This window comes from Pseudoalteromonas sp. SiA1 (assembly GCF_018732205.1).
GTDB classification, from domain to species: Bacteria; Pseudomonadota; Gammaproteobacteria; order Enterobacterales; family Alteromonadaceae; genus Pseudoalteromonas; species Pseudoalteromonas tetraodonis.
In genome coordinates, this window is sequence record NZ_CP076084.1 from 1,517,623 (window position 1) to 1,532,922 (window position 15,300).

Genomic DNA, 15,300 nt, shown 5'->3' on the forward strand with positions numbered 1-15,300 from the left:
ACTTAAACCCAACAAAAAAGCCTTGTTACTTAACGAAGTAGCAAGGCTTTTTTTATGACTATTGTCAGAAATACTAATCAATAGATTTGTGGTAGTCCTCTAAATCTTTTGCTGCATTTGGGTCGTTAAAGATACTTTCATCTAGTTCACCTTCGCTTTTAGCGACGACACACGTAACCATACAGTCACCCGTTACGTTTACTGCTGTACGGGTCATATCAAGCAATCTGTCTACACCAATAATAATGGCGATGCCCTCAACAGGTAAGCCAACTTGGTTAAGTACCATGGCTAGCATAATTAAACCAACACCAGGTACACCCGCCGTACCAACAGAGGCAAGCGTTGCAGTTAGTATCACCATTAAGTAATCAGAAATAGTTAAGTCAACACTAAATACCTGAGCGATAAATACCGTAGCCACACCTTGCATAATTGCGGTGCCATCCATGTTAATGGTTGCACCAAGCGGAATAGTAAACGAAGCGACCGAATTATTAGCGCCAAGCTTTTTAGTTGCCGTTTCAAGTGTAATAGGCATAGTCGCGCTTGAACTTGAGGTACTAAAAGCAAATAAACAAGTGTGCTTCATTTTAGCCAAGAAAGTGAGCGGGTTTAGACCCGTGAGTATTTTTAGCAGTAGGGTGTAGTTTACAAATGCGTGTAGTAATAAGGCTAATACAACCACGCCAAAGTACTTAGCTAAACTCACAATTAAGTTTAGTTCAATGGTAGTGAACAATTTAGCCATTAAGAAAAATACGCCGTAAGGGGCAATGTTCATTAGCAAAGTAACCAGTTTTAAGATAACGGTGTTTAAGTCTTCAAATACAGTAGCGACACGTTTACCTGCTTTTCCGCTAAGTGCCATTGCAATACCGAATAATAGAGCAAACACAATTACTTGTAACATGTTGCCCTTTGCCATTGCTTCAAAAGGGTTGGTAGGGAACATATCAATAATTACGCGAGCTAAAGTAGGCGCTTCTTTGGCATCATAACTTGCTTGAGAGGGTAACCCAATGCCTTCACCTGGGTTAAATAGTAACGCTAAGGTAATCGCGACTGTAATCGCTATTGCCGTTGTAACTAAGTATAAACCAATTGATTTACCGCCTAAACGGCCTAGTTTCTTCGGATCGCTTAAACTGCAGGTACCACATACCAGCGATACAAATACTAAAGGCACAACCAGCATTTTCAAACTGGCTATAAATATTTGCCCACCTACATGAAAAAGGCCATCAACAAAAAAGGCTTTAATTGGCAAAGAGAATAACCCAAGAGGAATTAGGTAATCGTCTTCACCAGCTAATATAGCCTGAAATATAAAGCCTACTGCAACACCAAGCACCATACCAATCATGATGCGAGTAGTTAAACTCATTGAACGGATTTTAGACATATTTCCAATCTATTTTTTATAAATTTGGCATAGACTAACAGCATGTAATTTTTTTTACAGAAAAAACGTCAACTTTTTAAAAATTTTTATCAAAAAAAGGAGTAAAAAACTGAGATTTTAGACTAAGTTATAGGTTAACATTAAGTAAATAAGTTTAACTTAGTAATAGCGCAACGGAGAAACCTATGCCTTTAACTCGTTTGCTCAGCATTATATGGCTCAGCACATTACTCATCGCCTGTGGCGGTGGTGGCTCACTGGAAAAAGAAAGTGGAACCGTTGGCGGTGATACTGGAGGCACCGGTGGAGACGTTGTCGAACAAGCAATTCAAGTTGAACTTGATTTTGAAGATAGAATTGTTACTGCCGATAACCCGCTAGAGGTGGTTGCAACGGTAACCGGAAGTGATGGTCAACCTGTTGTGCGTCAAGAGGTCAGCTTTACCACAACACTGGGTTCTTTTATACCGGCTACAGGTAGCGCTTTAACAAATTCCAGCGGTGTTGCAACTATCGAGCTTAGCGCGGGTAGTGTTGAAGGAGCAGGAACCATTGTTGCCAGCTACGAAGACGCAACAAGTAAACTTGGCTTTTACACGGCAGGTGATGAGCCTCAATCGAATGACTCAACCGCAAATATTGACATTAAAATTTTACAAAACTGCCCTGATAGTTGGTTAAATATAGACAGAGATTCTATAGAGCTTGATCCATCTGACTGTTCTCAAAATAGTAACTTACTTGGGCAACAAGCTATTGTATACGCAAAAATCACCAAACCTGGCAGTAATACGCCAGCAAGTAATGTACTGGTTCAAGCGACAACAACGCTAGGTATTTTATTACCTGAAAGCTTAACGGCTAAAACGGATGCGTTTGGTGTTGCTATTTTGAATTTATTGCCTGGCAGTAGCTCAGGTGTTGGCCAAGTTGAGTTAACCGCTCAGGGCGGCGTTGCGAGTGCTTTATTTGAAATTAACGCTGTTCAAGTAAATGTAAATTTAAGCGCGGGTATTGCAACTGGTGATGTGTTGTCTGCAGGTTCTACTACTATTATTACCGCTCAGATTGTAGATGGCAGCAATAACTTATTCACCACTCCACTTGAAGTACAATTTACCTCGGCATGTGCAGAAGAATCTACTCCTAGAGCCACTATCGATAGTGTGGTAACTAGCATTGGCGGCACGGCAAGCGCAACTTATAAAGCGGATGGTTGTAATGGTATAGATACGATTACAGCAACCGTGGTTACCGGTGGCAACGTTGCCACTAAAACAATTAATATTAATGTAGCTGCCGCTCAAACGGGTTCAATCGCGTTTATGGGTGTGACCAATCAAGTGTTAGCTATTAAAGGAGCTGGCGGTCAGACTCTCACTGAAAATTCAGAGCTTACCTTTAAACTTTTAGATATTAATGGTAACCCTGTTGGTCAAAAGCAAATTGATTTTGCTCTTTCGCAAAACCCCGGCGGCGCGTTGCTAGACAGTGCATTTCAGTTTACCAATAATGAAGGTTTAGTGACTGTAAATGTCCGCTCAGGAAGAGCCGCAGGAGTTTTATCTGTTATTGCATCACATCAAGTTGTGAGTGGCGATACATCACAAAATAATGTGATCTCTATTGTGTCAAATGACATAACCATTACCACTGGTGTGCCAGATCAAGACAGTTTTACGCTTGCAGTACAAACATTTAATACAGAATCACTAAATGAAGCTGGGGTGACTACAGACTTAACTGTATTTGCAGCCGATCACTTTAATAATTTTGTTCCTGATAACACGGCAATTTATATTGCCAGTGAAGGTGGTGCAGTTGGCACAATAGATGATCAACAATTTACGCCTTTATTACTTTGTCGCACCATAGATGGTGTGTGTAAAGCGCAGTGGCGTAGCCAAAACCCAATTCCTTATCATTACAGCATTTATAAAAACTCTGTGGCTGATAAGTGTGACCGTTTTTTTGGTCAAGCAGCACCTTGTACATTAGGTATCAGAGAGTCACAACTAGACACAAACGGCAATCTACTTACCTATCTTGATAGTAGCGGTAACCCGATATCACTTGCGGATGCGCCAAGTAATGCGCCAATAGATTATCCATTAGGTGGTCGTGTAAGCTTGCTAGCATACTCAGTGGGTGAAGAATCATTTAATGATGTATCTGCTAACGGTGAATTTAATCAAAACGAGTTTGATTCTACATTACAAGATTTACCTGAAGCATTTATAGATTTTAATGAAAACGGTATTTTTGACGGAAATTTACCCGCACCTGCGAACCCTGTAAATTCTAATGGCGGTGAGGATGAGTGGTATGTGGAGCGCTCTGGTGCACTAAATAATGGTCAGTTTGATTCCGGCGATGGCATTTACAATGGCTTGTTATGTAGTGACGAGGCGCTTGCTGCAAATGCATGTACGCGTGAAACAGTAAATGTACGCGATCGTTCAGAGTTAGTGATGTCTGGAAGTACACCTTACATTAGAGCTGTAACGGCTTTAGATGACTGTAGTTTAAGTGATGGTATTCGCTTAGAAGCTTCCGATATGGCGGGTATGTGTGACATAAACCTTATTGATATTAGCAATTCCACACCTTACAGCGCGATTTCAGTGACTATCTTCTTCAGTGATATTCATAATAATCCATTGCCTGCAGGTACTACAGTTACTGTCACTGCCGACAATGGTGTGTTAAGAGGGTTAACAGATTACACCGTTGTGAATACTGCTCAACAAGTGCCTATCTCTGTTTCAGTAAATATTACAAAAGAGGCTGAGCCAAATGATGTTGATTCTGGCTTTTTATACATCGAATTTGTGACCCCTGGTGGAGTGAAAACTCAATATACCGTGATGTCGATTTTAGACGAGCCTAAGGTTTAAAATTAATAAAGCATAGAAAATGCCAACCAATAAGGTTGGCATTTTTGTTTCTATTCTATATATTCCACATCAATTATTCAAAAAGCACTGGTTTGATTAAATTTACAACAGAAATTGTTTGTTTATTCAGTAAATACTGAAAAGTTTGTATTAAAAGCTTGTAAGAACTAGTGTTTGTAGATATACCTATAAATATTCGCGCCGCATGAGTCGGCTAAACACATTTAAAAAACTAGGTTAGAAATAGGCAACTATGGGCAAATCGCTAGTAATTGTAGAGTCACCTGCTAAGGCTAAAACAATTAATAAATACTTAGGTAATGATTTTATCGTTAAGTCCAGTATTGGACACGTACGAGATTTACCTACTTCAGGTTCTGGCAAAAACAAAGCACCAGCAAGCAAAACGCCTGCTGAGGTGCGTAAAATGCCACCTGATGAGAAAGCAGCGTATAAACAGCAACGTGACTATACTAACTTAGTCGCGCGAATGGGCATCGATCCTGAAAAAGGATGGGAGCCACATTACGAAATATTGCCGGGTAAAGAAAAGGTTGTTCAAGAATTACAAAAGCTTGCCCAAAATGCTGATCAAATCTATCTCGCAACGGATTTGGATAGAGAAGGGGAAGCTATTGCTTGGCACCTTCAAGAAATAATTGGTGGCGAGCCAGAAAAATATAAGCGTGTTGTTTTTAACGAAATCACTAAAAATGCAATACAACAAGCATTCGAAACCCCAGGTGAGTTAAACACCGACATGGTTTATGCACAGCAGACCCGTCGCTTCTTAGACCGTGTTGTTGGCTTTATGGTATCGCCCCTATTATGGGCTAAAGTAGCGCGTGGTTTATCAGCGGGTCGAGTGCAATCTGTTGCAGTGCGTTTATTAGTTGAACGCGAACGTGAAATTAAAGCATTTATTCCTGAAGAATTTTGGGACATTCATGCCGATGTTAAAAATAGCGAGTCTGACCTACGTTTAGAAGTCACTAAACAAGCAGACAAGCCATTTAAGCCAGTAAATGAAGCTCAGGCTAGTGCAGCAGTTAAAAGCCTTGAGAATGCCGAATATAAAGTTGTCAGCGTTGAAGAGAAACCAAGTAAGAGCCGTCCAAGTGCGCCATTTATTACTTCAACAATGCAACAAGCAGCAAGTACCCGATTAGGTTATGGCGTTAAAAAGACCATGATGCTTGCCCAGCGTTTATACGAGGGGGGTTATATTACTTATATGCGTACCGATTCAACTAATTTATCGAAAGATGCGGTTGAAATGTGTCGCGAATACGTAACCAATGAGTTTGGTGCCAAGTATTTACCTGCTGATCCGATTAACTATAGCTCTAAAGGTAATGCACAAGAGGCGCACGAAGCGATTCGTCCTTCTAGCGTATCTGTGCTTTCTGGGCATGTTGAAGGTGTGGACGCCGATGCGAAAAAGCTTTATGAGCTTATTTGGCGTCAGTTTGTGGCCTGTCAAATGGTGCCAGCTGAGTACGATTTAACCACCTTAACGGTCGCTGCCAACGATTTTACATTGAAAGCAAAAGGACGTGTTTTACGTTTTGATGGTTGGACTAAAGTGCAACCGGCAGTACGTAAAAAGAATGAAGAAGATCAATCGCTGCCTGCTGTTAAGCAAGGCGAGGTTCTCACGTTAGTTGAGCTTGATCCTAAGCAGCACTTTACTAAGCCACCGGCTCGTTTTAGTGAAGCAAGCTTAGTTAAAGAGCTCGAGAAACGTGGGATTGGTCGTCCATCTACGTATGCCTCTATTATATCAACGATACAAGACCGTGGTTATGTACGAGTAGAAAATCGTCGCTTTTTCGCTGAAAAAATGGGGGAGATTGTCACCGATCGCCTTGTTGAAAACTTTACCGATTTAATGAACTTCGATTTTACCGCTAAAATGGAAGGCCGTTTAGATGATATCGCCGAAGGTGAGCGTGTTTGGACGCAAGTTCTCGATAAATTTTACGCTGATTTTTCAACGCAATTGAATATTGCCAAAGGTGAACCCGATGAAGGCGGTATGCGTCTTAATCAAATGGTAGAAACCGACATTGACTGCCCAACGTGTGGCAGAAAAATGGGTATTCGTACTGCTTCAACGGGCGTATTCTTAGGATGTACTGGTTATAACCTGCCACCTAAAGAGCGCTGTACTACCACTATGAACTTAGTGTCGGGTGATGAAGCGGTTGCAGCTGATGTTGAAGACGTTGAAACAGAAACATTAATGCAAATGAAGCGCTGTCCAATTTGTGAAACAGCGATGGATTCATACCTTATCGATGAAACCCGTAAACTACACGTGTGTGGTAATAACCCAGCGTGTCATGGGCATGTGGTTGAAGAGGGTACGTTTAAAATTAAAGGTTACGACGGCCCTATTATTGAATGTGATAAATGTGGCGCTGATATGGAATTAAAATCAGGTCGATTTGGTAAGTATTTTGGCTGTAACAATGACGAGTGTAAAAATACCCGTAAGTTATTAAAAAATGGCGAAGCCGCGCCACCAAAAGAAGATCCCGTTCATATTCCTGAATTAGAATGTGAAAAGTCTGAAGCCTATTTTGTATTACGTGATGGTGCTGCAGGTATTTTCTTAGCAGCAAATACGTTCCCTAAATCACGAGAAACACGCGCCCCCAAAGTAGAAGAGTTACAGCGTTTTAGAGATCGTATTTCGCCTAAGTTTTACTACTTAGCTGATGCACCAGCTAAAGATCCTGATGGTAATCTTGCTGTTGTGCGTTACAGTCGTAAGAATAAATCACAGTATGTAATGACTGAGGTTGATGGCAAAGCAACTGGTTGGACGGCACACTACGAAGGTGGTAAATGGGTAGAAGAGGCTAAGAAAAAAGCCGCGCCTAAAAAGAAAGCCGCCGCTAAAAAAGCGCCTGCTAAAAGTAAAGCGAAAGCAAAAGTAAAAAAAGACGATGAATAATTAATTATTCACCGCTTTAAGTAATAAAAAACCGGAATGCACAGCCTGTGACAGTTCCGGTTTTTTTTGTAAAATCAAACCTATCGCAATGGCATTTTTAATCTGATTTTTTACTTTACAGGATTAAAAAATGTAACCAATTTAGGTTCAATTCACACAATTATTCATTAAATTTTAACAGCAGTGACTTTGTTATAGCCTTCAGATGTTAGTTCATCATTCACACACTTTAAAACATAGTTATAAAGCTCTTCATTGCTTACGTCGTCTTCTTTAGCCCAACTAACACACATTTCTGTGAATTCTTGAATCGTCTCAGCTGAAGCGTCTGTAGCATCGTTTGCCACTGCATTAGCAGCAGATAAAACGAAAAATGGTGCAACGATTAACGCGAGTAATGCTTTATTCATTTTCTTATTCCTAAAAATGGAGTAACAATCGAGTTATGTATTCATACAATGCCTACATAAAACAAGTGTAACCAAGCCAGAACATCTCTGTTGGTATATTGATTTTTAATCGAATATAAAATAAAGGGAAACGAAATATTTTTATCGTCAAGATGAGCGTATCGCGTAAAAGTGTTTAACCTTAACTAATTGTGTTACAGCTAAATTTAGGCTAATGTCGCGTTTTAATTTTTAGGTGTTCTTATGTCAGAGCCAGATACAAATAATATAAATAAAAAAATACAACCTGTTCATAAAGTAGAGCATGCTCTTGAGTCGTTTATATTCAAAGGACGCTGGTTATTAGCCCCATTTTTTGTCGGTTTACTATTTGCTGTGGTTTTATTACTAATAAAATTTTTTAAACAGCTGTATTTGATGGGGATCGCAACGTTTACTGCCAGTAATCAAGAGTTGTTGGTGGGTATATTAACTTTGGTTGATACCGCTTTGTTAGCTGGACTTTTATTAATTATTATATTTAGTGGCTACGAAAACTTTGTCTCTAAGCTTAATATAGAAAATCATGAGGACCGTCCCGTATGGATGGGAAAAGTAGGGTTTTCTGGTTTAAAAATGAAACTGATTAGTGCAATAGTCGCCATTTCAGCCGTTGAGCTACTAAAGGTGTTTATAAGCTCTGCATCTCATTCAAGTGATGAATTACTCTGGAAAGTGCTGATACACGTTACCTTTGTTGTGTCGGGTGTACTGTTTGCATTTACTGATTACTTAAATAGTAAAACAATTAGCCATTAAAAAATGCTAAAAAAACCCGAGCAGTGCTCGGGTTTTTTATAATAATATAAATATTAACTGCAGTGGGCGTAATAACAACCAAATGGCTCAACTGTCAGTGTTTCATTATCAAGCTTTGCGTTGTGATGAGAAAGGTCGCTATGTTCATTTTCAACACTTGCATTAATAGTAAGTTTTGCTTGTGAAGCACTCAAATTGAATACACACAACATTTTTTCATCGTTTAGAGTACGGTAAAACGCTAAGATTGGCTCTTTGGTTTGTAAAAACTCAATATCACCTTCAAGTAATACCGGCTGGTTTTTACGCCATGCCATAAATTCACGGTACGCATTTAATATTGAGTTTGAATCATTCTCTTGTTCAGCAACTGCTTGCAGTCTATGTTGTTGATCAACAGGTAACCACGGTTTTACTTCACTAAAGCCCGCATTGTGAGCATTGGCATGTGAGCTATCAAGGTTTTCCCAAGGCATTGGGGTACGACAACCATCACGGCCTTTAAAGTTTGGCCAAAACGTAATGCCGTATGGGTCTTGTAAATCTTCAAACGCAACACTGGCTTCACCGAGCCCGAGTTCTTCACCTTGATACATACACACGCTACCACGTAACGAGGCCAATAGGGCGGTTAACATCTTACATTGCGCAGGGTTTACTTCACCCGTTTCGCTCCAACGGCTTGCAACGCGCTCTACGTCATGGTTACTAAATGCCCAGCAAGGCCAGCCTTCAGTCATACGTTGTTCAAGTGTAGTAACGGTGTTTCTTATATATTCACTCGAGTAGTCATCAGTAAGTAGCTCAAAGCTGTAACCCATGTGCAATTTATCGCCGCCTTGGGTGTATTCTGCCATGGTGGCTAATGAATCTTCAGATGAAATTTCACCCAGTGACACGGTTCCTGGGTATTTATTGAGTAAGGTGCGAATGTCACGCATAAACTCAATGTTTTCTGGCTGTGTGTTGTTGTAGTAGTGATACTGAAAAGCATACGGATTGTCTTCACTAAAACCACGGCCCTGACGCTTTTCTTTTGGTTTTGCAGGATTATCACGAAGCTGTGCGTCATGGTAACAAAAGTTAATTGCATCTAACCTAAAACCATCAACGCCTTTTTTAAGCCAAAACTCAACATTATCTAATACAGCTTGGCGAACATCAGGGTTATGAAAATTAAGATCAGGCTGTTCCGTGAAAAAGTTATGTAAGTAGTATTGTCCACGACGCGGCTCCCATTGCCATGCACCGCCACCAAAAATTGACAACCAGTTGTTTGGTGCTGTTCCGTCTTCTTTAGCATCGGCCCATACATACCAATCAGCTTTATCGTTGGTTAAATCTTCACGGCTATCAATAAACCATTGGTGTTGATCTGAGGTGTGACTAAGCACTTGGTCTATAATAATTTTAATATCGCGTTGATGTGCTTGCGCAATGAGCTCATCAAAATCATCTAAGTTACCAAAAAGCGGGTCGATATCGCGATAGTCGCTAATATCATAACCAAAATCTTTCATAGGTGATTTAAAGAAAGGTGAGATCCAGATAGCATCCACCCCTAAGCTTTTAATGTAATCAATGCGATTAATTATCCCTTTTAAGTCACCAATGCCATCGTTGTTGCTATCTTGAAAGCTACGCGGATAAACCTGATAAATAACCGCACCTTTATACCATTGCTTTTGGGCCATGCCTTTCTCCGTTTTCACACTGTCTTTGTGTTGTTCTTTTTTAGAGGTGTTAATCCTCGTTTATTTGAAAAAGCATACTTGAAGCCCGTCATACTGTAAAAAGTCTGCATACGTATGCACCGTTTTAAGGCCATTAAAAGAGGTTAAATCAATCGCTTATTTCATCGATTTTAACGCCGGTTTATTGAATATCTCTTTACCAATTTGGTTTGTTAAATTGTTAATTTATTGTTTGCGTTATTTAGGTGCTTAAAAATAAGGGGGTGCACTAAATTGGTGATTATTAATATTGGTCTTACCAATTGTACATAAATAAATGTTCTCCATAATAATAAATTAGAAAATAAAATAGCGTCGTGTCACTTTATTTATGTTTAATGACACACTTATTTTATCAAAAAATAAATAATGACTATCATTAAAGCTATAAATGCTAATTGCACTAAAATAACTCATAATAAAACAGTAACTTATAAAATAGTGTGTAAATTTAATGTTAACTTAATGCGTGTGGTGTAACTTTGAATACGTATGCATAAAGTTGTTAATAAAATAATACGAGCGTTAATATTCATCCTGACAACAAAATAAGCTCGCAGGCTTAACTATCACTTAAGCAAGTAAGCGGGTATCACATTATGGGTAACGGGAAAACATTATGGCTATGTTCAAACCAAGTATACTAACGCTAGCATTAACTGCTGCCGGACTATCAAGCTTTGCCACCACTGCGGCACAAGAAGAAACAATAAAAAATGATGATGTAGAAATTATCGAAGTAAAAGGTTTTCGCGGTAGTGTTGTTGAATCAATTAATACTAAGCGTTTTTCAACACAGGTGGTTGAGTCAATTTCTGCAGAAGACATTGGTAAACTTCCAGATACATCTATTGCTGAGTCAATTGCACGCTTACCTGGTTTAACAGCCCAGCGTCTTGATGGCCGTGCTAGTCGTGTAAGTGTTCGTGGTTTTAGCGAAAACGAAAGCGCAACCACATTTAATGGTCGTGAGCAAGTATCGATTGGTGACAACCGTGGTGTTGAGTTTGACCTTTACCCATCAGAAATAATGAGCGGCGTAACCGTTTATAAAACACCAAGTGCTAGCATTGAAGCAGAAGGTATTGCCGGTGTAATCGACATGCAAACGGTAAAGCCTTTAAGTAAAGGCGAGCGCGTGATCATGTTTAATGGTCAGTTAGAGCAGTCAGGTTTTGATAAGCTAAACCCTGATGGTGATGATAAAGGCTTTCGTGGCACGGTTTCATACATTGATCAGTTTGCAGATGACACTATAGGTGTTGCATTTGCTTACAACACAATGAGCTCACCAAATCAAGAAAAACGCTGGAATTCTTGGGGATACCCTGAATTCGACGTTGATGGACAGAATTATTCAATCTTAGGCGGCGCTAAACCATTCGTACGTTCATCAACACTTGAACGTGATTCAGCGATGCTAGTAGTGGAAGCTGCACCAAATGATCGTCTAAACATGACGTTTGATGCGTTATATGTAGATTTTAACGATGAAAAAATCTTACGTGGTATTGAAGTACCTTTCGCCTGGGGTCAAGGTAGCATCGACCCGAATAGTGTTACTGTAGATGAACAGTCTGGCTTTATCACCAGTGCAACAACGCAAGGTCAACGCGTTGTAGTTCGCAATGATGTTGAAGAACGTGATGCTGAATTAACGCAATTTGGATTTAATACTAAATATGACATTGACGATTCATGGTCGGTAGAGTTTGATGCGAGCTTATCTGAAGTTGAGCGTAAGGACTGGAGCTTACAAAGTTATTCTGGCACAGGCCGTGGCGATGCAAACGGTATTGCTGACAACATTGGTTACTCACTTGATGGCGGCAATACCGGCGCCAAATTTAGCCACGAGTTAGATTATAGTGATTATGCTTTAATTCAGTTAGGTGGTCCTTTGTCATGGGGAACCAGCTCAGCGCTAAATAATAAGTACGGCTTAAATGATACGGCTTATCAAAACACCGCACAAGATGGCTTTATTAATGCACCTGAAGTTAATGATGAACTACATACTTTAAAACTAGCAGCAAGCAAGCTATTAGAAAACGATTACTTAAGCAAAGTAAGTTTTGGTATGTCATATCGCGACCGCGAGAAGAGTAAAAAGTCTGAAGGGTATTACTTAACATTAAGCGATTTCTCATTAGATAATCCTGGTACGCTTGTCGTTCCAGATCAATATCGCCTCGGAACAGCTAGCTTAGGCTTTATCGGTATGGGGGATATGATTGCCTATGATACCCGTGCACTAGTTGACGATGGATATTATGACTCAATTCAAGAAAGTTTAACGGATATAAAACACACTACGCAGTCGTACACAGTTCAAGAAAAAGTTACGGCTTTTTTTGTTCAAGCTGATATTAATGCTGAAGTAGGTGAACTACCATTAACAGGTAACTTTGGTGTTCGCTATGTTAGAACTGAGCAATCTTCGCAAGGTTTTGCGGCTGTGCCGAATGACGTGACTGGTCTAGTTGACGCCGTTCCTAACAATGTGTCACACGATTATAGTCATGTTTTACCTAGTCTTAATTTATCTTTAGCGCTAGATGAAAATCAAACTGTGCGTTTTGGTGCCGCTAAAACTATCTCACGAGCCCGCCTAGATGAAATGAATGCTTCTGTTAATGCGAGCTACAATTCTGAGCGTCCTGATGAGAATGGCAACTATTGGTCAGTATCTGGTGGTAATCCTACACTTGAACCAAAAGAAGCAACGGGTTTTGATTTTACTTATGAAAACTACTTTAGTGCAGAAGGATACTTCTCAGCGGCTGTATTTTATAAAGACTTAAGCCAATGGATATTTGATGGTGTATACGAAGTTGATATGTCAGGAGTTGCTAACCCTTCAACGGGTGAGATACCAGAGAATAGTACCGGTACTGGATCAGGTAAAGTGAATGGCGGTGGTGGAGATCTTTGGGGCTATGAATTGTCTCTTGCTCTACCGTTTAATATTTTTAGTGATTCATTAGAAGGTTTTGGTTTAATTGCCAGCCATACAGGAATTGAACAAGATATTGAAGATCAAAACGGTAATGAATACGAATTACCTGGTTTGTCGGATAAAATTGAAAGCATAACTTTTTATTATGAAAACTATGGCTTCCAAGCACGTACTAGTATGCGTAAGCGTAGCGACTTTAAAGGTGATATTTACAACGCAGGTTATGAAACTCAGCAAGTGAATATCTTAGGTGAAACAATTTGGGACGTACAAGTTGGTTACGATTTTGGCGAAGCAGGTGTTGAGAGCTTAGATGGCTTAAATGTGACATTCCAAGTACAAAATATCACTGAAGAACCATTTACAACACTAAGTGGTGATAATGCTTTACAAGTGCGTGATTACCAAGATTATGGGCGTAACTTTATTCTTGGATTTAGCTACAAGCTTTAACTGAAATTTAGTTAAGTTATTAGCCCTTGTAATTAGTTTTACAAGGGCTTTTTTATAACTACCTTACCTAAGTTTTATCAAACTTTTTAAATTCTGATTTAAAAAAGTGAGCAATAATATGAAGCCAATAAAACACGTCGTCATTGCAGGCGGTGGTACAGCTGGATGGATAGCCGCTGCACTGTTAAATAAAGTATTAGGTAAAGTAATTAATATTACCCTAATAGAATCAACTCACATTGGCACAGTGGGCGTAGGGGAAGCCACTATTCCCCCTATAATGCAGCTAAATAATGCATTGGGTATCAATGAACAACACTTTATAAATGCCACTAACGCGACGATTAAGCTTGGTATTGAGTTTGAAAACTGGAAAAGCTCAGCACACAGTTATATGCATGCGTTTGGCACTTTGGGTAAAAACTTTCCTTTTTGTGACTTTTATAATTTTTGGCTTAAAGGCCAAACGCAAGGCAACAAAGATGATTTTTGGGATTTTTCATTAAATTATCAGGCTGCGAAAAACAATAAATTTGCTCCACTGAATACCATTTCTAACACGTCGTTGCCAGGATTAAGCTACGCGTATCATTTTGACGCCAGTTTGTATGCTGAGTTTTTAAAGCACTTAGCCACAGAGCGGGGGGTAAAACATCTAGATGCTAAAATTAATGAGGTCATGCAGTGCCCAACCAGTGGCAATATTCAGAGCCTAACCCTTGATGATGGCAGCAGTATCAGTGGCGATTTATTTTTAGATTGTACGGGCTTGCGTGCCTTATTGATTGAGCAAACACTCAATACTGGGTTTGTAGATTGGTCGCACTACTTACCCTGCGATAGCGCCATTGCAGTACAAACAGCATCAAATGATGAATTAAAACCTTATACACGTTCAATTGCGCACAGTGCCGGTTGGCAGTGGCAAATTCCATTACAGCACAGAATGGGGAATGGCTTAGTATATTGTAGCCGCTATATATCTGATGACGATGCAAAACAATTATTACTCAATAATCTTCCTGCAGAGCCTATTACTGAACCCCGATTAATTAAGTTTAAAACGGGTCGTCGTTTAAAACAGTGGCATAAAAACGTCGTTGCCATTGGCTTATCGAGTGGGTTTTTAGAGCCACTTGAATCAACCAGTATTCACCTAATACAAAGTGCTGTGACGCGTTTAATTAAGTTATTTCCTCGCCATGGGGTTAGTGATGCGTTAGTAACAGAATTTAATAAGCAAAGCATCACCGAAATCGAGCATATTCGTGACTTCATTATTTTGCACTATAAGCTAACTGAGCGGGAAGATACTCCATTTTGGCGTCAATGTAAGCAAATGGAAATTCCGCAATCGTTAGCGCATAAAATGGATTTATTTAAACAAACAGGCAAAGTAGTGCGCGAAAACGACGAGTTATTTGCCGAAGTGGCATGGCAACAAGTCATGATAGGTCAAGGCCTATTACCCGATGATTACGGTGCACTAGCAGATTCATTAACCAATGAGCAATTAGCCGAGTTATTTAGTAATTTAAAAACATTAATAAATTCAACGGTAGAGCAACTGCCAAGTCACACCGTATTTTTAAGTAGTTTAAAACCAAAGTAAGCCCCAAAAAAAGTTTCATGCTGGCAGTTTAATTTTTGGGTTAACAGGGTCTGAATATAGCTGTGAATACG

The 15,300-nt window shown here is 39.7% G+C and carries 8 protein-coding genes; 5 read left to right on the plus strand and 3 right to left on the minus strand.

Annotated features, from left to right (window positions below):
• Positions 1-73: 73 nt before the first annotated feature.
• Positions 74-1,405 carry a dicarboxylate/amino acid:cation symporter gene (locus KK487_RS07045; protein ID WP_013464802.1) on the minus strand — a complete coding sequence of 444 codons (1,332 nt, stop codon included), beginning with the start codon at positions 1,403-1,405 and terminating at the stop codon, positions 74-76.
• A 185-nt stretch (positions 1,406-1,590) separates the two neighbouring features.
• Here KK487_RS07045 and KK487_RS07050 point away from each other — a divergent pair, with 185 nt between their 5' ends.
• Complete coding sequence (locus tag KK487_RS07050) at positions 1,591-4,302, plus strand: autotransporter outer membrane beta-barrel domain-containing protein (RefSeq protein ID WP_028835836.1); 2,712 nt, start codon at positions 1,591-1,593, stop codon at positions 4,300-4,302.
• 253 nt (positions 4,303-4,555) lie between these two features.
• The gene (gene topA / locus KK487_RS07055; protein ID WP_033102497.1) at positions 4,556-7,264 is read left to right on the plus strand and encodes a type I DNA topoisomerase; all 2,709 of its coding nucleotides are present in this window, start codon (positions 4,556-4,558) and stop codon (positions 7,262-7,264) included.
• 167 nt (positions 7,265-7,431) lie between these two features.
• On the opposite strand, the gene KK487_RS07060 is transcribed toward topA, so the two are convergent.
• The gene (locus KK487_RS07060) at positions 7,432-7,674 is read right to left on the minus strand and encodes a hypothetical protein (RefSeq protein ID WP_016899532.1); all 243 of its coding nucleotides are present in this window, start codon (positions 7,672-7,674) and stop codon (positions 7,432-7,434) included.
• A gap of 243 nt (positions 7,675-7,917) precedes the next feature.
• Here KK487_RS07060 and KK487_RS07065 point away from each other — a divergent pair, with 243 nt between their 5' ends.
• Positions 7,918-8,472: a TIGR00645 family protein gene (locus KK487_RS07065; protein WP_016899531.1), complete on the plus strand. Its 555-nt coding sequence runs from the start codon at positions 7,918-7,920 to the stop codon at positions 8,470-8,472.
• A 53-nt stretch (positions 8,473-8,525) separates the two neighbouring features.
• Here the strand turns inward: KK487_RS07065 and KK487_RS07070 are convergent, their stop codons facing one another.
• Complete coding sequence (locus tag KK487_RS07070) at positions 8,526-10,166, minus strand: alpha-glucosidase family protein (RefSeq protein WP_016899530.1); 1,641 nt, start codon at positions 10,164-10,166, stop codon at positions 8,526-8,528.
• Positions 10,167-10,824: 658 nt separating this feature from the next.
• On the opposite strand from KK487_RS07070, the gene KK487_RS07075 reads away from it, so the two are divergent.
• Positions 10,825-13,617, plus strand: a complete 2,793-nt coding sequence (locus tag KK487_RS07075) for a TonB-dependent receptor (protein WP_016899528.1) — start codon at positions 10,825-10,827, stop codon at positions 13,615-13,617.
• A 118-nt stretch (positions 13,618-13,735) separates the two neighbouring features.
• Positions 13,736-15,229 (plus strand): tryptophan halogenase family protein, encoded by a 1,494-nt coding sequence (locus tag KK487_RS07080; protein WP_215522107.1) that lies wholly within the window; start codon positions 13,736-13,738, stop codon positions 15,227-15,229.
• The last annotated feature ends 71 nt before the right edge of the window (positions 15,230-15,300 follow it).